Raw genomic sequence first — 24,422 nt, 5'->3', positions numbered from 1 at the left:
AATATGATTACAAAGGCTATAAAACATATTACTATAGGACAAACCAAACGTTTATACAAGCCTGTGGGGTATACAATGCTTGCAAACTTTATAAATATAGTTCCCTTTTGTCTTTCAATAGAAGTTATAAATACCCTTTTTAAAGCTTTTGATGGAACTGGAACTCCTCTAAACATATCTAAATTATGGGGGCTGATTGTGATAATGTTTGTATACATAATTTTTATGATTTTTGGAGAAAAGAAATCCTATAATGCAAATTTCCGGGAAGCATACAATATTAGTGCAGAAGGTCGTATTGCTTTAGCCGAACATTTACGCAAGTTGTCATTAGGTTTTCTTTATAAAAAAGATTCTGGAGAATTATCTTCCATGTTAATAACTGATTTTGCTATGACAGAACAAGGGATGTCGCACCATCTTCCTCAATTGCTTGGTGCACTGGTCATGCCTATTTTTGCTTTTTTAGGTTTATTGTTCGTAGATTGGCAGATGTCTATTGCTATGTTTTTATCCCTTCCTATTTCTTTTTTAATACTTATTTTCACTTCTAGTATTCAAAAGAAACTAGGGCAAACTCAAATTCTGGCTAAAATACGTGCCAGTAGCAGAATGGAAGAATATTTACAAGGTATACGTGTTATCAAAGCATATAATATGACTGGAATAAAGTTCATCCGTTTACAGGAAGCATTTAATGATCTCAAACGTGCGAATATCAAAACAGAAGCTCTGATTGGACCTATTGTCATGTTGTCTGTAACCCTTCTTCGTATGGGACTTACTTTGATGATATTATGTGGTACATACCTTTTAATTGGAGGAAAACTTTCTGTTGCTATTTTTGTGATGTTCCTTATCGTTGGCTCCAGAGTTTTTGACCCACTAACATTAGCACTAATCAATCTTGCAGAATTCCGTTATTATTCTATTGCAGGTGAACGTATTTTGAATTTACTAAATGAACCAGAAATGTCAGGAACACAAGATGCTCCGGAACAAGGAGATATTATATTTAGAAATGTATCTTTTGGGTATAATGATAAATATATCCTACATGATATAAGTGTTACAATGAAACAAGGTTCTTTAACTGCTATAGTTGGGCCTTCTGGAAGTGGAAAAAGTACATTGATGAAACTTTGCGCTCGGTTTTATGATCCTGATAAAGGTGTAATATTATTAGGTAACAAAAATATACGAGAGATTGATCCTGAGAAACTTATGCAACGCATTTCAATGGTATTTCAGGACGTATATTTATTTCAGGATACCATAAAGAATAATATTCGATTTGGTAAAGAGAATGCTACAGATAATGAGATAATAGAGGCGGCTAAAAAAGCTCAATGTCATGATTTTATAATACATTTACCTCAAGGATATGATACAATGATAGGTGAAGGTGGATGTACCTTATCTGGAGGAGAAAAACAGAGAATCTCAATTGCACGTGCTATATAAAAGATGCTCCTGTAATTTTATTAGATGAAGCAACAGCTTCTTTAGATCCAGAAAATGAAGTGGAAATACAGTATGCAATCAATTCTTTAATACAAGGTAGAACTGTTATAGTTATAGCGCATAAACTAAAAACAATAAGTGATGCTGATAAAATTATTGTTTTAGATGGTGGAAATATTATAGAACAAGGGACACATGAACAATTATTAAAAGATGAGGGATTATATGCTCATTTATGGGATATTCAAGAAAAATCCTGTAATTGGAAAGTAAATGTATAGAGATGGCATAAGGAAAATCAAAGCCGACTCCGGAGCTTTTTGGGGGGAGGCGGTTTGGCGGCGTTTCCGCCGTTAAACCGTCCTGTTTTCGTTTAACGAAAAGACAACTTGCTGTTTGCAGGAGCAGACCACGTTTATCCAATAATTATTGTGTATCAGCCCATTGTATGGCTATTCTCCTGTGATTTTCGGGGCATTTCCATCAAATATTTGCCGACAGCTCTCCCCATTAAAGGGTGGATATCTCTCCATAATTATGTGACTTACGCTCATAATTCAGGAATAAGGAGACGAATATACGGGAAATCTGTCCTTTATATACCCTATTGTCCATTAATGGATTGTTACTTTCACACATCTACAAATGGAGAGTGGCAGTGAGTCGTATATGCTTCATGGTTTTTCTGCATTATCTCCATTAATGCGTACATTTGTTTATATTCAAATGAGAGCATTTGCTACAACGTACAAATAAATTATATCATTGTTGCTTTTTTGTTATCCATTCTAATAAAGTAAGAATTAATTCGCTTATTTATAATGTGATAATGTGTTTAGTAGGTTAGTAGCCCACCATCCGATACGATACACAATCAGAGCGATAAGCATGATGATTTTGTCGATACCTACGATGACTCCTGCCGTCAGTGAGGTAAACCACAGTTCGGCTGCGTCTTTCTCCATCTTCGTCACTTCGTCCACTCCGGTTTGTTCCATGGTCGCTTCTACCAGATTCGGGTCGGAGGTACCCGTGTGAGCGACATCTGCCTGTGCTTGCAAGCTTTGGTACATCGTGTCACGTACATGGATAAGTTGCTGCACTTCCTCGAATTTGTCCGCTATTTGGGTGGCTTCTGCCTCGTACAGGTCATGCGTGTACGAGCCGATGCAGTTCGGGATGTAAGACAGGAAGTCAAGGAAACACCAACTGCTCCCACTGCCAGCCATACCCGTGTCTGCTGGCGGATACCACCAACAGAGGATGATTGAAACAGCCAAAGGACGGAACAGCTTCAGCACATCCAGTGGCTCATGTTTCACCATCATCTTGTACGCCATTCCCGCTGCCATCACAATAGCGAACAGGGCAGCCAGTGCCATGCACATTTGTAGTATCCACCAGAACGGTCCCTGCGAGCCGGTAAAAGTCGCATCAGTCAGGAACTCGTTCGTTTGAAAAATCACATCGTCAATTTCTTCTTCAAGGATATTAATACCGAAATCCGAGAGTATATTTCCGTCTGCCATACGTTTTTGTTTTTTCAGTTCCCTTTGTTTACTGTTTCATCTCCGTTGCCGCTGCCGCCCGTGTTATTGCCTGATTGCGGGCCGCGCACGGCAAAGCGCGATTCGTGCCATCGGTTCACCGCATCGCGGACAATACTCTCCTTATCCAGAGTACGGTCAGCGGTAGCGTTCAGTAGCGTACTTGTTATCGTAGTATTCTGCCGTTTGGCAAGGTAGCCGACAAGGATTTCGTTCTGTCGAGTTATATCCTCGTAGATGCGCAGATACTCTTTCTTCCGCTGTGCGTTGGGCATATAGGCATCTTTCGTTGCATCAATGGCGCACTGGTAGATATGGTAATATTCCGTCCATCTGTCTTTATCCTCCGATGTCCCCCCGACAGGCAAGATGCGGTCTATGTTTCGTTTGAGCCGTACCATCTGTCCGTTGACCTTATCGCCTTCAGCGACCCATGCGATGTCCGCTTGACGGTCAGCCACGTTCAAGGCTTCTATCTTTGCCCGGCTCACCAATGCCGAGTCGATGGCTTCAGCTTCGTCCGTTTGGTTGTATAGGTTGACGCCCGCCAGTGTGCGGAACGACAGTTTGTTCTTGACTGCTGCCGACTTTTTATACTTGTTGTGCAGTATGGAATAGTAGAGGTCGGGCGAGAGTGCTCCCGTACCGGTTTCCATTACTGTTACTTGGTTTTGTTTCGGCGAATCGTGGTTATAGGTCACGGATTGTGCCTTTGCCGCCGTGGTTGCAATTATTGTAACCGTCACGAGTAAGAGTATTCTGTCCATATTTACTTTCGGTTATTTGTTATTAATCTTTCAATACTCAATGTGCTTCAATCAGTTAATCACCAGGATTATTCCACATTTCTTTTTATATTATATTCATTTCTAATCCTTTCCTCTCCCCGCAAGAAGTGCATATCATCCTTTTCAATACAAATACATTTTCTATTCGTATGAATACAGGCGATTGCAGTGCTCATGCTTCCAGAGGCAAAATCAAGGACTGTGTCACCCTCTTTCGTGTATGTTTTTATCAGATATTTCAACAATGCGACTGGTTTTTGATTAACATGAATCGTTTTGCCCTCTGATTCCGCAGTTTTAAAATATTTCACACTTCGTGGGTATCTCGTTCCTTTGTTTTCATTTCTGAATGTAGGATTTGGTACCTTGTTTACTCCTGTCCAGTTACTTCCTCTCTTTGTACGATTCTCATAAGGCTCACCTTCCTCCATGATTGGATAATAAGGAGTTCTGCCGTTACAAAAGATACTGATTAGCTCATGCGCTTTTAGAGGTTGCTTTTTAGCAAGAAGGAAATTGCTTGCTTTTGACTTTTCCCATACCCAGTCATATTTAAATTCGGCTAAATTGCCACAGCGTAAAAGGCTGCTGAACGGTTCGCTGCCAAATAAAGCCGTAGGCGCATTATCCTTTCTCACTCTTCTAATCTCCTCCCACATTTTCGAGAATGGTATTATCTTATCCCATTGCGAGGCTGTAATTCCGAAAGGTGGGTCGCATAGAACTAAATCAATACTTGATTCTGAGAGAAGAGGCATTACTTCAAGGCAATCGGCTTTATATAGCGTAATGTCTTTTTCAAAAACGATCTTTTTCATTACATCTTTTATTAATCCAAATGTCCATTTGCCTCTTGGTTATAGGCCAGATAGACTTGTTTGTACTTAAAGTTTCTTTCTCTGTTTGTACTTCTCCGAACATTCAGGACGAAACGCTTTTCCCGCGTTTTAAGATATTCCTTATCAATTTCGGTGTATAGAAGTCATAATCATCATTATGGCATTATTTACCTCCTTCCTCTTTTACCGTCAATAATCCAGTCGTCCCGCATTGCGCCATCGTCCGAAAGCACCGTCAATAATTTCCCGTTTGGTACGTTCCCGGTAAATCTTCGATTTCCAGTAGCCGATACGTACCTGTATGTATCTCCATGTCTCGATGTATGCCCGGTTCAAGTGTTGCTCAATGCTGTCCAGCGACTTGTTCACGGACTCCAGTACCATCAGCAGGTCGCTGGTCGAGCAGGCCGCTGCGCCCGTGGCATACAGCACGAGGTCGCTCACCGACTTATAGAGGTGTTCTCCCTCGTTGGCGATGTCCCGTATTGCTTTTTCATTGATAGTCAGAATCAATGCGTCTGACGGCTCGATGTTCCCATGTTTTAGGATTTTCTCATGGAAAGCCTCCAGCATGGTCTTATAGTCACCGATACGGTCACTTACCGAGCTGTAGGTATCCTTCACGTTCAGCACCGTCCGCAGGGACTGGTACATCACGTCGATGACATCAAAGGCACGGGTATAGCGGTCAAGGTCGATATTTACTTCCTTGTATTTGCCCGTCTCCTCACGGCTGTACTCGTGCAGCAGTTGGTTGCTGTATTCCAGCGTGCTTCGGGCCAGCAACAGGCTGCGTTGTTTTTTGTGGTCATTTATGTACGCTTCCACCGACACGATATCGAATGTCCATTGGCCCTTGGCGACATCGGGTAGTAGCGCAAGCAACGTAATGGCTATCAGTATAGTGCGTTTCATGGCCGTACCTCCTTTCTGCCACTTCGGGATGTCCGTGCGTTTTCTACCCAGCGGTCATGGCACTCTTCCACGAGTGTCAGCCTACGACCCTCGTCCGTATCGAGTTCCGGTAGCACATCCTTCAGTACGTCGATGATGTTCCGCTTGTAGTGCATCATCTTCTCCAAGGATACGAGGTCGGCGTATATTTTCGTGATACGTGAATCCACCTCTCGTGCGATTTCGAGGCGGTCACTTGACCAAAGCAGGTGGTACACGTCGCTGTTCGGTACTTCTTCCATAGGTTCTGTACGGGCATACTCGGTAGTGATTTTACAGTTGGGATATTCCCGTGCGATTTCCGATATGCGATTATTCACGATTTTAGTCTTTTCCTCGTTCGACAGGTTCGGATCGAGTGTCAGTACATCGGCAACGTGCGTGTCTGTGTATGCCGAAGTCAATTCCCAACTGATTTGGATAATGGCACGGTGAATCTTGATACCCAGAAAGTATTTCGGCTTCCGTGCGATAGAAATAGTCGCACGGAACGTAATGATACCATTGATGTTCGGCATCGTCGCCTTACGGACGAACGTATAGCCGCTCCATGTACCTCCGTCCTGCCAAGTGAGGCTATAGGCTGTCTTGCAATCCTGCATGATAGCCGGTAGGCGGTAGTAATCATCTGTCGGCACATCGTTCTCTGCTTCCGCTTCCTGCTTCGCATCTGCGTACTCCTTCTGTTTTTGTTGCCACTCGGCAAGTTCGCTTTTCAGTTCCTCGATACGTGTCCGGTTGGAGTTATATTGTTGCCGGTAAGCTGCTGCGTCTTCCACGCTCGCCTCGGCAATTTTTTTCAGAAGGTCGGCGTTTTCCTTTTCCAAGGCACTAATCTGAGATTGAAGAACGGCGACTTGATTGTCCGCTTCCCGTATCAGTGCGTCCAGTTCTGAAAGGTCCAGTTCGTTCTCCGTTACCGAGGTCTGCATGACACACTCTTTGGAGTGGGCATCCAGTGAGCCGCCACACTTGCGACACTTGTATTGTGTCGAGCCTTGCCCCAGCGTCGCCCCGTCTGAACAGGTTACACTGATGGTCACGCTTTCGCATCCCTGCAATTTTGCGGCGTCCGTCGCCTGATAATAGTTCCGTGCATCGGATGCTATGTAATAGACATAGCCTTCCTCGTTGTCATTGAACTCCGAGAGGCGGGCATTGAGCTGCGCTTTGAACGTATTCAAATCCATCGAATAGGAATCGAAGACATCCTCATAGACCACCTCCGTCCGATTCCAACTCTGTGTCACGTGTATCTCGTAGGCGTATGCCTTCTTTGTCTGCTTGTTACCCTTACTGATGATATAGGCCTGTTGTCGGGTATTGATAGTATAGGTGTAGCCATCGTTGCTATTGTTGAGCTGTTGCACTCGGCTTCTTGACCATCCGGCATACCGTTCTGAATTGGCGAGGGCCTGCTCCCGTTGCGAAGCGTTCGGATAAAATCCCGGATCACTCGTGTTAAAGCGTGTCCATGCGCCCCCGTTCAATATGCTGTTGTCGTCTGTCGGTGGGTAGTAGTCGCATAGAGAAATGCTTCCTTGATCACGCCGTGCGATATACCACCGTTGCGTGTAATAGTTCCCGACAGCATTGTCCATATAGTCGGTCATCCACGATGTGAGGTCGTAGTTGCTGAAATTGAACAATGCGGCCACGCTATCCTGACCGCCCACCATGTTGATTAGCAGACTGCCGATGTCATGTTCCGCCTGCTCGAAGAGAGTACCGTAGTGTTCATACAGGTTGCCGATTTCATTGACTTTGCCACCCAACAGGTCATGGAACGCACTACTTTGCAGTAGAGCGTCACCGAGGTTCTCCATACCTGATGTTGCCAGCCCTACGCCCATGTTATAAAGGTTGTCAATGTCGCCCTTTAAGTTCTCAATCGTGAAATTGCTCGGCACTTTGGTAAAGTTGTCCAACATCCGTTGCCAATCGGTACCGCCCAGTTCCGCGAGGTTCAGCAAGGTGGCAATGTCGCGGTCAATTTCCAGAAAAGCGATGTCCGAAAACGACAGCGTGCTGTTTGTCACCACACTTTCGAACTGCATACACAGGCTCTTCGTATCGTCGCACACCTTCATCAGGTAGCTGCCCCAGTGGATTGCTGTTTGTGGTGAGCGCAGCATCAGCTTCGCCACCACCCATATTTTCGGCATGATTTTTTCTGCCACCATGTGGTAAATTCGACGATAGTAGTAATTTTCCGTGCTGCTGCACCAGATGCCAAGGTCGGACAGAGCCTTGTGTTCCAAAAATTTGGAAGAAAATATCCCTGCTGCCGCCACTTCTGCCGCCGTATAGTGTTTCAGAATATCATCCACCTGCTCGCGGTAGTAGCTTTCGGCTACTGCCTCCGTGCCGAATGCTGCGGCCATGGCCGCCACGGTACGAGCGTCATAGTTCACGCTGTAATATTGTGCGTGAACGTGCTGTGTCAGGGCAGGCAATAGGATAACCCAAAAGATAAACAGCCGTTTCATCGTTTCAGACCTCTTTTATGTATTCCGGTTCCTTGTGATTGAAATACCACCGTTCAGATTCGATACAATTCTCCGTGACAAGTCGGCAGAACATATCATGTATGATGGTAGTATCCTTGATGGCCCTTTTGATCCGGGCTTCTTGGGAGCCGAACCATCTCAAAAAGAAAGGCTGGTTTAGATAAGTTTCGCGCACGGTCTGATAACGTAGCCATCCCAAGTCACTTAGTCTTTTTTCACTCATCGGACTACTGTTCAGTTCCCGGAATAGTTCTTCTCGAAACCTGTTTTCATCGAAGACAGGTTTGCTGTTACATAGCCTGTCGCACATATCGTAAAACTCCTTTTCTTTGGGGTTTTCTTCATAATACCGGTTCAAATACGCTTCCAGTTCTACATCGGACATACCCAACCGAAGGGAATACTCTGCCAACAACCGTTCGATGGCGGCTACTTTGTCCGGTGTCATGTCATCCATGCGGAGCAGGTTCTCCTTGGACAGCATACAAAACTCCCGGAGGGACAAAACAGTGAGTTCCGGATTGCTGACAGAGATTTGTTCGCGCGTCAAGCTGCTTTCAAACCCCATCATATTTATCCCGTAGCCCAGTGACAGGGTGATTAAAATCCTTTTCGTTTTCATTATGATGTTATTTTAGTGGTTAAGTTCAGTACACATCCCGCTTCATTAACTTTCTGCGCAAACGGCAATGCCTTGCCGATACCGCTGGTATTCCAGTCGCGGCAATATGCCTCGATAGCCTCTTGGTGGCTGCATTGTAACTCGCGCTTGTAAAGCTTCAGAGCCTCTTTCTCCGCTCGTTCGGTCGTGTAAGTCATGTAGCACTCGCGCGGTTCTTCCACGCCATAAACACCGCTGGTCGTGCCCCGACGGATAAACACCTCGCGGAAGAAGCTGCGTCCTTCCTTGTTTTCAAGGCGGTTAATGGTGAAAATTTTCTTACAGTCCACGTCCGTTAGGCCAAGAATCGTCTTGATGGTGTCGAAACGTTCCTTGAATTTGCTCTGGTCAAGCAGCATCACCACATCCGAGTTATTGATGATGGCCTCTTTCACGATTTCGCTGCCGATGATGTCTTGTATTTCCTGTGTCACCACGCCCACACTGGCCCAGAATTTACGCGCTGTTTTGTACATAAATTTGATGTACTCCGCCATCAGCGGGCTGGCGATGGCTTTCCATGCTTCCTCGATGACAAGGACTTTGCGGTTCTTCTTGATGCGCATTTTTTGCAAGAAAACATCCATGATAATCAGCGTGACCAAAGGAAAAAGCAGCGGGTCATCTTTTATGCTGTCGATTTCGAAGACCACGAACGTCTCGTCGAACAGCGAGCTGTCCATGTTCTCGTTCAGCGTTTTTTCGTGGTTGCCGCCCAAATAGAAGTCCTTCATCATATAGCGGTATGTCGAGAGGTCGATGCCCGTGATACGGTTTTCCTCACAGATATCCGGGATGCGCTGCACGGAATATTCATAGAAAGAGTTGAATGACAGTTCCTCCACTTTCAGTTCCTTGCGTCGGCCCTCTATCTCGTCAATGATACCCTCGATGCGGACCGCGCGTTCCCGTTCGCTTTCGTGCCGCTTCTCACTGCTGTTGCGGTCATCAATAACGAGGCTCTTACGCAAGTCCTCACGCTGTTGGGGTGTGAAGCCCTCGAAACCATTGAAGTAGGCGTCGTAATATTCCGTGATGACGTGCTCTATCAGACGGTCTTCCGTCTTTGTGACCGTTCCCTGCGTACCTTTCCAGATGAGCAAGACGAGGTTTTTCAAGAATCCCGTTTTTTCTACGTTCATCTCTTCCCGATTGATGCGGAACGGATTCATCGTGATGGGCCGTTCCTCGGTATAGCTGATATACTTGCCGCCGAAATACTCGCATAGCCCCTCGTATGAGTTACCCGTATCGACCATTACCACGTCCGTCCCCTGTTCATGCAACTGGCGCACGACGGAGTTCATGTGGAAACTCTTTCCGCTGCCCGAAGGCCCCAGGCAGAAAAAATTCGAGTTGTCGGTCAGCTTGTTCTTTCCCTCTTTTCCCGTGATGTCGATAGCTACCGGAACACCTTGACGGTCAGTATAATAAATTTTTATCGGCGTTTCCTCACTATGCTGCACCCGTTCCTTGTACATCAGGCATACCGCAGCGTCGGAGAGGGTCAGAAAACGGTCATATTCCTCGTTCAGGCTGTAACAGTTGCCCGGAAACGAACTGACGAACAGTTCCAGTTGGTTGTATGCACGCTTACTGATATGTATGCCCATGCGCCCAAAAGCGTTTTCCAAGTGATTCGTGCATTTTTGAAGGTCGGTGTCGGCAGGCACGCCCACCACCATGTTGAAGTGCGTGTACACGAGCAGTTTGCTTTCACGGGCTATTACGTCCTGTACCTTCTTGATGTCCTCTACGGCCATTTGGTTACTCGGATTGGGGATGCTTGCGTGCCGGTTCTTCTTTTTGTCGAGTAATGCCAGTTCACGCTTCTGACTGGGCAGGAAAATAATTTGGTTGTACACCACCGTTTCTGCGTTCGGAATATTATCCACCACCGAGACAAGATCCACTGGCATCTCGGTATTATTCACCTCGATATTGGTATAGGGACGTATCAGCGAGGGGAGTGCAGCGCAGTCCACGTCCACGAGGCTGTACACCTTACAGCGTTTATCACCCATAGATACCGTTTCGTCGTCAGCCTTGACATTCGTCATCGAGACCATACGGTCTTTGAAGTTCATCGCAAAGTAACGGTCCACATATTCGCTTACCTCGGCTTTGTTCAGGAATTTCACTTGTACACCGCTGTCGCGTAGTAGGTCTCGAACCTTATAAATCTTCACGAGGAAATCGCGCCATTTCTTGCTATCGTAAGAGAAAAGACGGCTCTTCTTGGCTTCCTGTGTGATAGTCAGATAGCAAAGGCTGTCCGTGTACGGACGCCCATTAAAATAACGGAAGTACGATGCTGAGAGAAATTCTTGATTATGCTCCGGCTCGTTCGCGAACTGTTTTCTCACGAAGATGTCCTGTTTGTGTAAGGCATATCCTTCGCCCAGTGTTTGTGCAAGGGCAGAGAATAGATGCGTGAAATCGTAATAGCTGTCAATGTCTGCCGAATACTTCTGTACTGGATTTTCGATTTTCAAGACGGCGGAATATTCACCCGTCTTGGTGTACAGCACACCCACACCATCTGTATCTTCCACAGAGAAATAGATATTCTGAAAGATGTGCTTGCGCTTGCCACCCGTACCGAACGTATAGACTGACAAGGCCATACCCGTACATAGGGCGATGAAAAATAAAATGATATATAGGGTCATTCCGATATTCGTTCATTAAATAGGGGCAGGTCTGCCTCGGCTGGAGGCGGACCCGCCCGCGTTCAACAATCAATCAGCCACACACATTGCCGTGATGGTTTTTCTTATAGTCATACTTTGTGCGAATAGGCATACACATACACTCCACGTTTTACATTTTTGCTGTGCAGCCCTTTTCGCTGTTTGAGGATGATAAGCACGATTCCCGCAGATAAGACAGTCACCAATACGACCAGTCCGGCCACAAAGCCCATAAGACAGTAGGCGGCGATAAAGCCCACAATGGCTCCACCAGCCACGCCTGCCGCCCAATAGATGTAGCGGCCTTGTAATCCCATCAGCTCCAAAGGCCGTTGTAACCCCTTGAACAGCGGATAATCCGGATAACGTCCGTCATTAATCATTTCCTGACTGTTTATGCGTTAATTCCGAAGAATAGAGGTAATGCTTGGGCTGCCGCAATCAGGAAAAGGCACGCTCCAACCACCATCATAATCTTCTTCTTGACATCCTGTTCCTCGTTGTTCATGGCGATATACACCGAAATGGCTCCGATGATGGCCACGACACCAGCAATGGCATAGCAGAGTTTGACCATGACAGGAACGTATTTCACAATTTCCTCCGCTACGGTTGATAGAGCTGTCGTACCGGCCGAGTAATCGCCCGCCGTACTTTGAGCCATAGCAGGTATGCCTCCCAACAGGGCAATGATTAACATTCTTATTTTGGTGGAAACTTGCATGATAGTTTTCTTTGCCTTTCGGCACATTCTTTTGAATTTCTGAAACATATTTATTACATTTTTGTGGTACTCTTGTTTATTGAATTTATTTTACACTTCTATCAGCCACCTATATGCGGTAGCCGAAGAAAGCAGGGAACACGATTGAAGCTCCAATGATGAAGAGGCACGCACCGACAAGTGATACGATAGACTTCACCACGCCGTCTTCGCCTGTGTTCATTTTGATATAGATCTGGAGCGCGGCAACGACTACGAAAACCGAGGCGACAGCGTAGCAGATGTACAGCACGTACAGCATCATCGTCACCACGAAGTCGTGCATCGTTGCCAGTGCGTCTGCACCCCAACTGTAGTTTACGCTGCCACTTTTGGCGAATGCCGCATAAGGGACAAAGCACAGTGCACATAATATTTTTTTTGCTTTCGACATTTTACAATCGGTCTTTGAGAGGTTTCCATACCAGTTCCGGACAGTTGCCCGTCTTTCCTTTGGCAAGCATCGCTTTGTACAGTTCGTCTGCCGTGTATGCGTCCGACAGGTAGGTCGCGGTTTCTTCCATCTGTTCCTCCGCTTGGGCTTTCAGGCGTTTTAGCTTCTCCGCCACGGCTATCTCGCCATTATTGTCTGCGGTTTCCGTCTCCTGTGGTGCAGGCGAAGCGGTAGGGGCAACATCTGTTTCATATTTCTCATTACCCACATTGAATCCAGTATCGCTCTCCGTCACGTACACACTCTGTTCATCTTCTGGCGCACCGAGGTCAAATACCTCTTCTTCCGGCTTACCATTTCCTTTTTTTCCATAAAGGTCCTGCACGATGATAACTGCATAATAGACGAGATAGGCAACCGTCAGGACAATGGTGAAAATAAAATATGATTCCATATATTTTTTATAATATGATTTTTTATATTTGGTTGTGTATGCAAAATAAGAATGGATAATTTGAAAGATAAAATTATTGATTATAAAACGTATCGTTTCAATATAATATTTTTTCAAAATTAAAAAATCATATTTCAAAATCATATTCAAATATGATTTTAGATAAGAAAACAGGAAAAGTCGGGATATAAAAAAAGCCCTCCGTGATGAAGGAGGGCTTAGGGAGCGGGTTGTTCATTGTTTCTTCCCACGTAAGTAGTCGTTCAGGTCCTTGTAACCGGCATAACAGTTTGATTCGTTATAGACGCATCTGCCATACATCCCGGCTATGGTTTCCACTGTCTTTTGTCCGGCAAGGTCATTGTCAAGGTAACAGTGAATATACGTGTATTTTTGCAAATACGTCAATGTCCTTTTCAGATTACTGACCGAGTTCATAACAAGGTAGTCACAGGGAGCATTAATACAAATGGCACTATCGTCCGTCTGTTTTAGGGTTAGATAGGACAGAAAGTCCATGAATCCTTCAAATAGGCAGACACGGCTCTGTGCCTCACCACGCGATTGGGGTATCAAGGAAATGTCCTTGTTCTTGATACATCCTTTGTAATAAGGGTTTCGTACCTCGTATCCACCGGATATATTGCCAAAGGCCAGTGCAAAGTAACGTCTCTGGCGCAGTTCGTAATGGACTTCCTTGCAGAACATTCGTCCGATATCCGAATCAATCATACGTGAATGGAGATATGAGAGCAGTGCGTGGTGTCGCAGCGGCACGATAATCAAATTCTTCATGTCGGTTTCCACTGGTCGAGAGGTTGCGGGCAACGCCCGGGGGCTCGGCAGCGACACACCATTGACATACCGTTTGATGTATGCTAATGCTTCACTCACACTTTTAGTTCCGCAAAGGTACTTACCCAGTTCCACAAGGTCGCCTCCGGTGGCCTCGCCAAAATCATACCATTCATTCAGCCGGTCATTGACTTTGAACGATGGCGTCACCTCTTTCCTGAGAGGCGAAAGATACCAATATTGCTCTGATTTCATATACTGCGCACGGTGGCCGAGCTGGGCCAAAAAGTCCACGATACGCACTCGTTTTGCTTCGTCTATGGTCATATTAAATTTCTTTTCACTTGTTTGTACAAAAACGGTTTAGTTTAGTTTGCGCCCCTATATATATAAATACTAAATTAAACTGAATTATATAGGCCCGCGCCCGCTCTCATTCTTCATCGAAAAGCATGGTTTCTGCCTGTGTCATGTCATAATAAAAAAGTTTATCTCGTTTGATAACCAGTTTTAAGGTGTCAGTCAGATATTGCAGCAGTTTGACCATTACGTTTCTCCCACGCTTAAATCCGATTGCTTCGTAAGCAGTCATCATGGCTTGCAGCATATTTTCAAACCCACGGATAGGTTTGTCTCCAAACGCAGCGGAAAGGGCTTCACGGTGCTGTTCGATGCTTAGTTCCATAAAACCCGTCCGTTGTTTCGGTTTCTGATGTGGGGCATTCTCAAACAAATGCCCTTCTGCGAGAACCGGGAGCCCACCCTCATTGACAGTGAAAGCAAAAGGTTTAAACTCTTTCTCACGGATGTGTAACGCATGAACTTCGCTGACGTTGGGACAATCGTTGTTTTTGCTGATGACCAGTACAGTCTCCGCCTTGTTGCTCATTTCCGTACCGATATGCCCGCGCACATTGTTATCTCCTTTATTCAAGTGTAGCACACAGTGGATATGCAGGTCATACTTTGATGACCATTCCATCATCTTGTTAATGACTTCCACGGACTCACCGGTACTGTTTATGTCAAGCATCAGGTCACGGATACCGTCGATGATAACAAGTCCGTATCCTTTTCTTTGACGTAAGGCGTAGTCGATGACCCCAATGCGTATTGCCGGAGAGTATTCGCGCAAGCAAATAAAGTCGAGGTTTTCACTGTCGGTTGTAGTGGGCAGTCCGGCAAGCCGCAAGATGCGTTCCAGTACATTATGACAATGGAAGCGGCTCTGCTCCGTGTCCACGTACAGAATCTTGCGTTTACCTTCCGGGAGGTGCGCCCGGTAGTTCAGCACTTGTTTCCCTGCCAGCGATGCAGCGACAATGGCCGAAACGTTAAATGTTTTTTTTGATTTCGCCTTGCCGGTTGATGCGCTGAAGTTGCCGAGCGTAGCAATGGTCGAGTTGTCTATCCAGATAATCTGTGGCGGCGTTTCATAGGTATCCGTCGCCCGAATCTGCGAGGCGGAGAGGATATCCGATAAGAAATCCTCCTCCGGCCTCATATCCACATTATATTCAGTTCTTCTTTCGTTTTCCATGGCGTCTTTGATTAAAGAAAGGTTGTGTGGCAGCGGCCTCGTTTGCCATACGTGCTGCTTCATCTACGGTTGGTTCATAATTCTGTAAAAGCCATTCATCCAGATCTTCTTTGGCGAAATATATCATTTTGCCACGTGGCTTGTAGTGCGGAATCTCCTTGCCTGATGTTAGCTTGTACAGCATACTCTCGGATATTCCGATATACATACAAGCCTCTTGGAAGGTAAACACCTGTTTGGTGGTATATATATTTTTTTCCAGCAATGCGATGCGTTCCAACAGACTTTCTATCGGATCTAATTTCTTTAGGATGGCTTCGACGCTTGTAAGCCGTTCACTCAGCCGTTCCATGAATGTCAATCTATTATTTTGCATAAATGAGTTATTATAAATTTAGACAATGAAGTATATCCTCCGTTATGTAGCGCGCTAACGGAGGTCAAAGATAGGGCAACCCCAAAGGTCAGCGTGAGTTTGTACCGTGATAGTAACCACGTATCACGGCAACTGTCACGCTTTTACCTTTCACATACTTCGCTTATTGGCACTTCTTACCACTCTCTCAGTTCACCAATGGCTCGTCTGATACCGTAACCTGTTGATGTCATGTTGTTACGCAAGGCAGACAGAGCGGATGAAAGGCTTGAAGCTGAAACGAATCCTTTTCCATCCTTGGTTTGCAAGAACCGCCCATTACTGAGAACGGACTGCCATTTGGCTTGGATAAACGAGTGCTCAAGGAGTGTATCAAACAGGATGGCCACATGGCGGATATTGTTTACACGAATACAGAATCCTTCTTTACAGGAAAGCAGGGCTTCCATATCTTCAACGTGTAGGGTAGAAACGCAAAACAGATGATAAGCATTGGCACAAGCTGTAATACCTATCATCTGTTTACGAGTGAGATTGCATCCAAAAGAAAGAGGATAAATTCTTGTCGGTCCATCTTTGCAGCACGTGACGGACTGTGATGGTGGCACAAACGTATCATACGTTCGTTTCAGTTCCATACACTTCTCGAACGAGAAGTCTGCTTCGGTAAAAAATGCTCGGATAAGATGGGAGCAATCGTTTAATAGCCCCTTGACGATATGAATGTTCATTTCATGGCAGTTCCGGCAGAACGCATGGTCACAGTCGATATACCGGTGGCTGTTTACGAAATCCTCCACGTAACGGTAGTACTGCTTATTGCCCGTCACGACATCACGGAGATACATTGTTTTTGCTTCAACGAGCAATGCGAATAATTCTTTCGCTACATCCTGTTCTGCAACAAAATGGTGCAGATGTTTTTCCCCTCCAAAAAGAGAGAGGGCCATTGTTAGGTCTTTTCATGATGAAATATTTTAAATTGGATTTATATGATATATTATAAGAGTGTTGCTCCCGAAAGAGAATCCTGTCGGAACAACACCCTTATAAGTGATTACATATCTGATGTTCATTGCATTGTCAATCGAATAAACCGTTGGTCAGATTTACTGCATCGTCTTTTTTCTTATTGACGATTTTGGCATACACTTGGGTCATCTTTACAGATGTATGACCGAGCAATTTAGATACAGTGTACAAATCGGCCCCCAATGTCAGCATCATTGTGGCGAACGTGTGGCGGGCGGTATGAAAGGTGAATCGCTTGGAAATTCCGGCGGCTTTGGCCCATGGTTTGATAAGCTGGTTGATACCAGAAGGCAAATCGAACACATGGTCGTCTGCTGTCTTGTCCCCACGTTCCGGCATCCACTTCAACGCTTCATTGGAGAGCGGAAGGTAAATCGGTTCTTTCGTCTTCTGCATGGCTACTGCCAAGCGGTATTGGCCGTTGTCAATAAACACATCTTTCCATTGCAATCCGATAATGTCACTGATACGTAGTCCACAGAAGCAGGAGAACAGGTAGGCACTTTTTACCCCTTCGTTCTGCATTGGTGTAGCGATTAATGATCTCACTTCTTCAATAGTCATATACGAACGCACACTTTCCGGCATCTTGGGCTTCTCCGATTTTTCCATTTCGTTGAATGGATTCTTTAAGATCCGTTTCGCACGGACAGCGGCATTTAACGCACCGTTGAAAATCTGGTAATAGGTATTACGCGTAGAAGCCGAGATGGGTTTTCCTTTGGGACGGTAGTTTGTCAGCATATAGTCGATATAGCCGTGGCAAAAAGTGAGGTCAATCTGATTTAATGTGAATCTTTCTCCTGCATACTCTTTCAAGATACCGGTAACAGATTTTATCTGGCCTATGTTTTTCTTACCACGTTTCTTCTGTTCCTCTTTATAGAGTTGCATCCAGTCCAGCAGATAAACCTTATCCTTATGATTCATGATACCGGCTTCACCACTTGTCAACTCTATGATACGCTTCGATTTGATTGCATTTGCGGCAGCCATTGTCGTTTCGTTCTGTTGGCGGGCATTACGATCCGTTTCCGGAATAAGATACATTTTCAGATACTCGTATGTCCGCTTACCATTTCGGTATATATCCAGATACAAACTCTTGCTGCCATTGGCCAACTCCTTCGTCCGAAGACGAATCGGCTCCTTTACTTTTATTGGCTTTCTGGTCCTTGGCATATTTGTGTCCTTTTATTCGTTATTTCCTATCACAAAGGTACAAATAAAAAACGTAATCAAGAAACAAACAAGAAACAAAAATGCACCTAAAAAGAGCAAAGCAACAGAAAACGTAGAAAACAACTGAAAATAAAAACTCGTATATAAATTATTGATATATAGATGATTTATCTATATTTATTTGGAACTTGTTTTCATTTTATATATGTCTTTATGATTATTGGTAAGTAATGACTTAACAAAGTAAGTTTATCATGTTATCCGTATATACACGTGCACAAATAGCCATCGCCGTACTGCATGACCTTTCTTCTAGCAAAGTTCTGCAACCGGTCAAATTCCTCCTTCAAAACGAAGAATGGAAAGATTTACTTAATAAGCTGGAAAAAGTACAACTCATCCGCCTTTTACCAAACAAAGAAACAAGAATCCTTTTCTCATATGAATTTAGTCGCCCATTATTGCAAATATCCCTATTGAACGTACTTCAAGCCATAAATATAGCCACTTATCGTTATACATCCGTTTCGAGGAATTACCATACACTGGTATGGCTACTCAAACACAAGGCAAAGAAAGGAGATGCAAAATGAGAATATCCCCGACATTATATATCCTTTACCTTTTTGTTTTCTTGTTAGTTGCCTGTAACCGACGCGAACTGACTTATTCGCCCGAAGCAACAATAACAATCAGTGCCGATTGGAGTCAGTCAGGACTGAATGAAAAAGAGCAGGATTATGGTGCTACCGCCATATTCTACCCTACCGATGGCAGCACTCCTTTTTTAGCACTGATGGGTGACCGTACATACAAGACCCTATGCTTGAAAGAAGGATGTTACAATGTCGTCCTTTTCAACCGTTCATTCGATGATTTTGGTAACCTCTGTTTCAGAGGAGAAGAAAACTACCAGACGCTAGAAGCCTATGTAAAGAAGATGGAAATAAGGAACGAATCATCCTCTGAAAGAATTATTATGGAAAGTCCTGACGAACTTGCCGCTGATTATATCGAAGGCTTTGAAGTGACTTCTGATATGCCGGAAAACTATTCATCAGCCATCACCCAACAAAGTAACCGAAATTCCACCAGGAACGAAAATAGTTGTCACTTACGCTTCACCCCCAAAAAACTGACTCAAAAAATAACGGTTAAAATCCGTATCAAAGGAATGAACAACATACGAAAAGCCACCTGCACACTAGACGGCATTGCAGAATCCATATTTCTCGTTTCGAGACAAAATTCGGAAAAGACAGTAACACAAGTGCTACGCTTAAGCAATCCCGTTTATGATTCCGGCTCGGTAACAGAAGGAACGCTGAGCACTACTATTAGTGTGTTCGGCTTCGATGTAGAGATTCCACACAACCTACATCTGAAAGCAAAGTTAGTAGACGGGAAGACCATATTTGAAGAAAGTTTTAACGATTTGGCAATAAGACGGTTGGATGAAGAAGACGGAACTATGAGCGTTTTTATTGACATGGCATGTGAAAAGACCGTGCCGAATGTAAAAACAGAAGGTAGCTCAGGATTTGACGCCGATGTAGATAAATGGGACGATGAAGTGAACAGCGATATAGATATATGACAGATATGGGTAGTTATAATATTAATTTAAAAAAAAGTAGAAAATGGAAGTGAAAAGTTTATTGATGGTGATGGCAACACTGACTATAGCTGGTTGCTCACAGAATGAAATGACAGAAATGAATCCGGATACGAACCGGACAATCGGGTTGGACGTATATACGGAAGTACAGACCAGAGGAACGGAAACTACAACGTCCACATTGAAAGCAAATGCCGGTTTCGGTATTTTTGCCTATCAGACAAGCAGTGCGGGATGGAATAGTGAAAAAGGAAACACAACACCTAATTTCATGTACAATGAACATGCTACATGGACTTCTGATAGTTGGGGGTATACTAATTTACGTTTTTGGCCAATAGATGATAAGAAAATAACATTCTTTGCTTATGCGCCTTATGAATCCAAACCGGAAGTTGGAACAGACCAAAAAATAACCTTATCAGGACAGAATGCCAAAGGCGCTCCGACAATCACCTTTGAGGTAAAGACTTCTAATAACTGGAAAGATATGATAGATTTGGTAACAGACTGCCATGCTGCCATACAAGACCAAACTAGTGAAAGTAATAAGGGAACGGTTCAGTTCAAGTTTAGTCACGTACTTACCCAAATAGCCAATATCAAGGTGAAGCCAGATGTGAACTTAGGTACTGATACCAAAATTTTTGTAACGGGATTAAAGTTAGATCCAGGAAGTACAACACTTTACAACAAGGCTGTTTATAAATTCGATAACGACACTTGGGAAGCCATATCTCCTGACGCATCTTATTTTTCAACAGAACAAGACCTGAGTGATTTTTTAAATAAAACAACCACCGACCAATGGGGATATAATAAAAGTTCTATCAATGTAAGTGATGACCAGAATGCAACCGCGTTATTCTCAGATACAGAAGCTCTTTACTTTATTCCGGTAAATAACAAAAACGGTACAGCCAACGCAGGTGACTTAAAACTGAAAATCAATTATGACATCGTGACCAAAGTGACCGACACAAGTAATCTGACAAGTACCATAACAAACAAAGAAGTTTCACTACCGAAAAATACGTTCAAGAAAGGAACGAAACATACCTACGTATTGACTATCAAGATGAATGCCATTAAGATTACGGTGGAGGATAATATGGAAGGTTGGACTGATGATAGCGACTCTGATATTAATGTAGAGAAATAATTTCCTTTTGCAGCCAAAACATGATACATACTGGCTATGGAAAGAAAACAGACCGGACAGGGTTGAATGTTTCTTCCCTGTCACTACGGTCAAAAAAGCACGGACGTACAATAAAATAGAAAAAGAAGCATGAATCGAAAAACAGAAAGCATAAGGGTGAAACAATTGTATGGCATTTTCCTTGCTGCAACTTTGTTATTGGGAGCTTGTACCCAGGAAGAATGTACGAACGAATTTCCCCAAGAAAATATCCCTATCAGCTTTTCAGGAAACGTTCCGGTAATGAGATCTGTTAAAGAGTATAGCACAACAAGTGATCTTGAAACGATCGGTGTGTTTGCCTACTTCACACACGGAAATTTCAATGAAGATGCCGCAACACCGAATTTCATGTATAACCAGCTTGTTGGTAAACAAACAGACGGCACATGGTCTTATAGTCCGGTCAAGTTCTGGCCGGACAATTCAACAACAGATAAAATCAGTTTCTTTGCTTATGCTCCTTATATAAATGAAACAACAGGTAGCAACTTTTTCGTTCAAGACAAAGAGAGTTCAAATGGATTTCCGATGTTAAGTTATACCGTTCCCACAGCCGAAAACAAACAGATAGATTTTCTCGCTGCAACTCCGGTAATGAATCAAAACAATGGCAATGTAAGTTTTAAACTGCGCCATACACTAACCAAGATCAATGTTTACGTAAAAAGTAATGATAATACGGAGGGAAAGTCCGTAACCTTTTTCTCCATTACGGGAATAAAAAGCGGAACACTGACCTATCATACTCCTACGACTGATAGCGACAAAGGCTGGCTGTGGGCATTCCCATCACCTGACAAGAAAGAAACTTTTACCGCTGACATAACCAATTTCCCTGTACCGAATACTATTGCGGAAGAAAAGAAATTGTTAGCTACTTTTTTCCTGCTTCCTGCCGGAAAAGGAAGTCAGTTCAGCATCACTTATCAATATGCGGCAAAAGACGGAAATAATAATGCCATTACTCAAGCTATCCGCATAGAAAATCAATCTTTACCTTCTACTGACACTTGGAATCCGGGAGCTTCTGTAAGTTATACCATCGGTATCTCAAGAAAAACTATTTCCGTGATGTCAGAAAATGATATCACATCATGGGAAGGAGGCACGGATTCTGAAACGGTAAATGGAACAGAAGAGAAACAGATAACGAATTAATGGGACAAATAAAAATCAGCCTTGTACCAAGGTGCTAATTTTAAACAAGATAATAACAAAGAAAAATGAAATCTTTCACCGGCATAATCTTTTGGAGCATCCTCTTGATTTGTAGTGCATGCACCGACGAAAATGAAACAAATAATGGAAAAAGAACGGACTGCTACAATGGAACTCCTCTCACTGTTCGAGCTACAGCAACCGGGTTTGAAAACATTCCCGGTTCCGAAAAGCCTTCCACACGTGCTTCTGTGACAGATGAACATCTTAAAACAGAATTTGTAGACGGTGATTCTATTGGTATATTCTCCATAAAAGATGGCACAATAGTGGATGACATTAACAATATCCCATTGGTTTATAACGTGTCAAATGATAGTTGGAATCCGGTTGAAAACAGCAAGACACTCTATTGGTATGATGGAGCGAGTTACATCGCATACTATCCATATAGGAAGAATATCACACTAGATGTTTCAAAGGATACAGATGAAGCTATTGCTTCGTTGACCGGGAATGAAAAACTGCAACCTTCGAAAGACCAATCCACAAAAGAAAAGCATACTGTGAGCGACCTGCTGATTGCTACCGGCGTACCTACTACCGGCAATTCTTCCGGAATAATCCTGAACCTGCAGTTTAAACACCAATTTACATTGCTTGTGCTGCAACCACAAGCATACATAGGTTGTTTTGCACCCGAAAATGCAGGTTTTGTTTACCACAAAGAATCAAGAATTTTAGGAACAGACTCAGCAGCTATCAATGTGAACTTGAATGGCATTACTCCATATCAGATCGATTCTGTAAAATTCTGCGCCATTGTCCCATCACAAAAAAATGCTAGAATTACCGGAAGCTATGTGACCGCCGACGGCAGAAATAATACGAATACAAAGATAAACTATTCGGGCAGTTCCATCACTTTTGCTTCTGGGAAATGCTATACTCTGAAAGTAATCAGCCCTGTACCCGGCAAAGGAAGCACAGAAAGAAAACTTTATCCCGGAGATTTTGTCTTTCAGAATGAAACCGAAAAACGAATAGAGATACATCCCGGAGACGGCATGCTGGAAGAAAACGGGAAAATATATGATTATCAGAATGCTATTGGAATGGTCATTACTTGCGATTCTAAAAAAATGACAGATATAAAATGCAATGAAAACGGTTGGAATCATGCTTATGTAATGGGGTTTGAAAATTTAGGGACCGGTCGTTGGGGGGGAATGGAACGAATCGAAGAAGGGATTACTCCAATGACAAAAGATGATGAAATTGAGAAGAATATGAACGGTTATTCTGAAACAGAACAAATGTTGAAGAATTATACTGCTAATGTACAGGGTAGTTACAGTGCTTTTGAATCAATAAGAAAATATAGAAACAGTAACAAAATTCCTGATGGACTTAATCGCAGTCCATGGTTCGTACCGAGTATCGGACAATGGTTTGATATGCTGGTGAATATTTGTGGAAAATCTCCAAGAGATTTTCGAAATGAAACCAGTAACGGCCTAAACGACACAGGATGGGGACAAGAAACACTGGATAAATTGACTATACAGTTATCTAAAGTAGGTAATTCGTTACCGCAGTTTAGTGATACCTACAGACTTGGCTTCAGTTGCAGTTCCCAATATGATAAAGACAGATGCTGGATGTTACTTTGGCACATTGATGATCCTGAATATCCTAATTGGGATAGAGTCTGTTTGCAAGGATATGATAAAAAAGCTTATTGGAATGTACGTCCGTTTTTTGCTTTTTAATTATTTATCGTCTTGAAACAGTCTTGTTTCGGAGCAGTAGAAACTTAGTGGAGATTTTTTTCATGCGGTTGTTTGTGATACCCTGTATAAACACTCGTCATTTTTTAGGGATGGTTTGTATGACAGACCAAAATAAGTCTGCCAAAGGGAATTACACCCATTGCGGGAGATGATCAGAGGACGTTTCTTTCATGTTCCTGCAAAGTTTTTGATACATATGCGTAACTTTATAATCAGATTCATCCTTAAAAGATCTTATCCATATCTCTAAACCTTTCCTGCCCTATGGTTAAGGGTTTTCTTCCTGTTTGTTTTATCTCCGCAAGCCTTTGGAGTTAACTCCATAGCCTTGGGAGATAACTCCAAAGCTTATGGAAACAACTCCAAAGGCTATGGAGATAGAATACATCCGTATAAAAAGGCTTAATCAGGGAAGAGAAAAGGCTTATGCAACAGGAACGAATGTGATATGTTGTTATTACGGCAGCAGAAAGATCGAACCGTTTAAAAATTCATGTCAACTCTTTTCACACGCAGAAGGTATATACTGAATCTAAAGAAAGATATGAACAGGAAAATAAGAAGTAGGCCCCGTCAAATTGGCACTATAAAATATTTTGTGTAAATGGAAAATACGGGATTCAAAATCGAGTTCCGTATTTTTTATTTTATACATTT

General features: G+C 43.5%; 20 protein-coding genes and 2 pseudogenes. 6 read left to right on the top strand and 16 right to left on the bottom strand.

What is annotated here, in order from left to right; genetic code table 11:
• Positions 1–3: 3 nt before the first annotated feature.
• Positions 4–1,745: pseudogene (locus AB5062_RS12215) on the top strand (ABC transporter ATP-binding protein).
• A gap of 564 nt (positions 1,746–2,309) precedes the next feature.
• On the opposite strand, the pseudogene AB5062_RS12210 reads toward AB5062_RS12215, so the two are convergent.
• From AB5062_RS12210 to AB5062_RS12135, 16 genes and pseudogenes are all read right to left on the bottom strand, one after another.
• Positions 2,310–2,993, bottom strand: a pseudogene (locus AB5062_RS12210) (hypothetical protein); the annotation flags it as partial.
• Positions 2,994–3,007: 14 nt separating this feature from the next.
• Entirely contained in the window at positions 3,008–3,778 is a 771-nt protein-coding gene (locus AB5062_RS12205; RefSeq protein WP_009041020.1) for a DUF5045 domain-containing protein, read from the bottom strand.
• A gap of 68 nt (positions 3,779–3,846) precedes the next feature.
• Entirely contained in the window at positions 3,847–4,617 is a 771-nt protein-coding gene (locus AB5062_RS12200) for a site-specific DNA-methyltransferase (RefSeq protein WP_009041019.1), read from the bottom strand.
• 210 nt (positions 4,618–4,827) lie between these two features.
• Positions 4,828–5,553, bottom strand: a complete 726-nt coding sequence (locus AB5062_RS12195; protein WP_004322064.1) for a hypothetical protein — start codon at positions 5,551–5,553, stop codon at positions 4,828–4,830.
• Positions 5,550–8,081: a hypothetical protein gene (locus tag AB5062_RS12190; RefSeq protein WP_009041018.1), complete on the bottom strand. Its 2,532-nt coding sequence runs from the start codon at positions 8,079–8,081 to the stop codon at positions 5,550–5,552. The genes AB5062_RS12195 and AB5062_RS12190 overlap by 4 nt, the downstream gene beginning before the upstream one ends.
• Before the next feature lie 4 nt (positions 8,082–8,085).
• Positions 8,086–8,724, bottom strand: a complete 639-nt coding sequence (locus AB5062_RS12185) for a hypothetical protein (RefSeq protein ID WP_004322062.1) — start codon at positions 8,722–8,724, stop codon at positions 8,086–8,088.
• Positions 8,724–11,435, bottom strand: a complete 2,712-nt coding sequence (locus AB5062_RS12180; protein WP_009041017.1) for a DUF87 domain-containing protein — start codon at positions 11,433–11,435, stop codon at positions 8,724–8,726. The genes AB5062_RS12185 and AB5062_RS12180 overlap by 1 nt, the downstream gene beginning before the upstream one ends.
• A gap of 110 nt (positions 11,436–11,545) precedes the next feature.
• A complete protein-coding gene (locus AB5062_RS12175) occupies positions 11,546–11,839 on the bottom strand; it encodes a hypothetical protein (protein WP_009041016.1) in 294 nt (97 codons plus the stop codon).
• Between the two features lie 11 nt (positions 11,840–11,850).
• Entirely contained in the window at positions 11,851–12,228 is a 378-nt protein-coding gene (locus tag AB5062_RS12170; protein WP_009293470.1) for a DUF4134 domain-containing protein, read from the bottom strand.
• 61 nt (positions 12,229–12,289) lie between these two features.
• Complete coding sequence (locus tag AB5062_RS12165; RefSeq protein WP_004310187.1) at positions 12,290–12,613, bottom strand: DUF4134 domain-containing protein; 324 nt, start codon at positions 12,611–12,613, stop codon at positions 12,290–12,292.
• Position 12,614: 1 nt separating this feature from the next.
• A complete protein-coding gene (locus tag AB5062_RS12160; protein WP_032497266.1) occupies positions 12,615–13,067 on the bottom strand; it encodes a hypothetical protein in 453 nt (150 codons plus the stop codon).
• A 234-nt stretch (positions 13,068–13,301) separates the two neighbouring features.
• Positions 13,302–14,189, bottom strand: a complete 888-nt coding sequence (locus AB5062_RS12155) for a toprim domain-containing protein (RefSeq protein ID WP_009041013.1) — start codon at positions 14,187–14,189, stop codon at positions 13,302–13,304.
• Between the two features lie 106 nt (positions 14,190–14,295).
• A complete protein-coding gene (locus AB5062_RS12150) occupies positions 14,296–15,402 on the bottom strand; it encodes an AAA family ATPase (protein WP_004310190.1) in 1,107 nt (368 codons plus the stop codon).
• Positions 15,380–15,778 (bottom strand): helix-turn-helix domain-containing protein, encoded by a 399-nt coding sequence (locus AB5062_RS12145; RefSeq protein ID WP_004322056.1) that lies wholly within the window; start codon positions 15,776–15,778, stop codon positions 15,380–15,382. The genes AB5062_RS12150 and AB5062_RS12145 overlap by 23 nt, the downstream gene beginning before the upstream one ends.
• 176 nt (positions 15,779–15,954) lie before the next feature.
• Entirely contained in the window at positions 15,955–16,728 is a 774-nt protein-coding gene (locus AB5062_RS12140; RefSeq protein ID WP_009041012.1) for a hypothetical protein, read from the bottom strand.
• A gap of 133 nt (positions 16,729–16,861) precedes the next feature.
• Positions 16,862–17,992: a site-specific integrase gene (locus tag AB5062_RS12135; protein WP_005777415.1), complete on the bottom strand. Its 1,131-nt coding sequence runs from the start codon at positions 17,990–17,992 to the stop codon at positions 16,862–16,864.
• Positions 17,993–18,581: 589 nt separating this feature from the next.
• On the opposite strand from AB5062_RS12135, the gene AB5062_RS12130 reads away from it, so the two are divergent.
• The 5 genes from AB5062_RS12130 to AB5062_RS12110 all read left to right on the top strand — a co-directional run bounded on the left by AB5062_RS12130 (position 18,582) and on the right by AB5062_RS12110 (position 24,171).
• Positions 18,582–19,589 (top strand): DUF5119 domain-containing protein, encoded by a 1,008-nt coding sequence (locus AB5062_RS12130; RefSeq protein WP_032952474.1) that lies wholly within the window; start codon positions 18,582–18,584, stop codon positions 19,587–19,589.
• A gap of 43 nt (positions 19,590–19,632) precedes the next feature.
• On the top strand, positions 19,633–20,772 hold the full coding sequence (locus AB5062_RS12125) for a fimbrillin family protein (RefSeq protein ID WP_032952476.1): 1,140 nt from the start codon (positions 19,633–19,635) through the stop codon (positions 20,770–20,772).
• A 129-nt stretch (positions 20,773–20,901) separates the two neighbouring features.
• Positions 20,902–21,972 (top strand): fimbrillin family protein, encoded by a 1,071-nt coding sequence (locus AB5062_RS12120; protein WP_032952477.1) that lies wholly within the window; start codon positions 20,902–20,904, stop codon positions 21,970–21,972.
• A gap of 65 nt (positions 21,973–22,037) precedes the next feature.
• Positions 22,038–23,744 (top strand): fimbrillin family protein, encoded by a 1,707-nt coding sequence (locus AB5062_RS12115; RefSeq protein WP_368326893.1) that lies wholly within the window; start codon positions 22,038–22,040, stop codon positions 23,742–23,744.
• Between the two features lie 349 nt (positions 23,745–24,093).
• Positions 24,094–24,171 carry a hypothetical protein gene (locus AB5062_RS12110; protein ID WP_229035905.1) on the top strand — a complete coding sequence of 26 codons (78 nt, stop codon included), beginning with the start codon at positions 24,094–24,096 and terminating at the stop codon, positions 24,169–24,171.
• Positions 24,172–24,422: the final 251 nt, after the last annotated feature.

The organism is Phocaeicola sp. RTP21359st1_B8_RTP21360_211022 (assembly GCF_040911965.1).
GTDB lineage: Bacteria > Bacteroidota > Bacteroidia > Bacteroidales > Bacteroidaceae > Phocaeicola > Phocaeicola vulgatus.
Note: the sequence above shows the minus strand (reverse complement) of the source record. Positions and strands in the feature narration are given on the sequence as shown.

Bases quoted from the DNA above. Each gene is read 5' to 3' on its own strand.
- AB5062_RS12185 (WP_004322062.1), bottom strand. From the start codon at position 8,724: ATGAAAACGAAAAGGATTTTAATCACCCTGTCACTGGGCTACGGGATA.
- AB5062_RS12120 (WP_032952477.1), top strand. From the start codon at position 20,902: ATGAATCGAAAAACAGAAAGCATAAGGGTGAAACAATTGTATGGCATT.
- AB5062_RS12140 (WP_009041012.1), bottom strand. From the start codon at position 16,728: ATGGCCCTCTCTCTTTTTGGAGGGGAAAAACATCTGCACCATTTTGTT.
- AB5062_RS12165 (WP_004310187.1), bottom strand. From the start codon at position 12,613: ATGTCGAAAGCAAAAAAAATATTATGTGCACTGTGCTTTGTCCCTTAT.
- AB5062_RS12125 (WP_032952476.1), top strand. From the start codon at position 19,633: ATGGAAGTGAAAAGTTTATTGATGGTGATGGCAACACTGACTATAGCT.
- AB5062_RS12155 (WP_009041013.1), bottom strand. From the start codon at position 14,189: ATGACCATAGACGAAGCAAAACGAGTGCGTATCGTGGACTTTTTGGCC.
- AB5062_RS12195 (WP_004322064.1), bottom strand. From the start codon at position 5,553: ATGAAACGCACTATACTGATAGCCATTACGTTGCTTGCGCTACTACCC.
- AB5062_RS12145 (WP_004322056.1), bottom strand. From the start codon at position 15,778: ATGCAAAATAATAGATTGACATTCATGGAACGGCTGAGTGAACGGCTT.
- AB5062_RS12190 (WP_009041018.1), bottom strand. From the start codon at position 8,081: ATGAAACGGCTGTTTATCTTTTGGGTTATCCTATTGCCTGCCCTGACA.
- AB5062_RS12115 (WP_368326893.1), top strand. From the start codon at position 22,038: ATGAAATCTTTCACCGGCATAATCTTTTGGAGCATCCTCTTGATTTGT.
- AB5062_RS12160 (WP_032497266.1), bottom strand. From the start codon at position 13,067: ATGGAATCATATTTTATTTTCACCATTGTCCTGACGGTTGCCTATCTC.
- AB5062_RS12150 (WP_004310190.1), bottom strand. From the start codon at position 15,402: ATGGAAAACGAAAGAAGAACTGAATATAATGTGGATATGAGGCCGGAG.
- AB5062_RS12135 (WP_005777415.1), bottom strand. From the start codon at position 17,992: ATGCCAAGGACCAGAAAGCCAATAAAAGTAAAGGAGCCGATTCGTCTT.
- AB5062_RS12175 (WP_009041016.1), bottom strand. From the start codon at position 11,839: ATGATTAATGACGGACGTTATCCGGATTATCCGCTGTTCAAGGGGTTA.
- AB5062_RS12180 (WP_009041017.1), bottom strand. From the start codon at position 11,435: ATGACCCTATATATCATTTTATTTTTCATCGCCCTATGTACGGGTATG.
- AB5062_RS12200 (WP_009041019.1), bottom strand. From the start codon at position 4,617: ATGAAAAAGATCGTTTTTGAAAAAGACATTACGCTATATAAAGCCGAT.
- AB5062_RS12170 (WP_009293470.1), bottom strand. From the start codon at position 12,228: ATGTTTCAGAAATTCAAAAGAATGTGCCGAAAGGCAAAGAAAACTATC.
- AB5062_RS12205 (WP_009041020.1), bottom strand. From the start codon at position 3,778: ATGGACAGAATACTCTTACTCGTGACGGTTACAATAATTGCAACCACG.
- AB5062_RS12130 (WP_032952474.1), top strand. From the start codon at position 18,582: ATGAGAATATCCCCGACATTATATATCCTTTACCTTTTTGTTTTCTTG.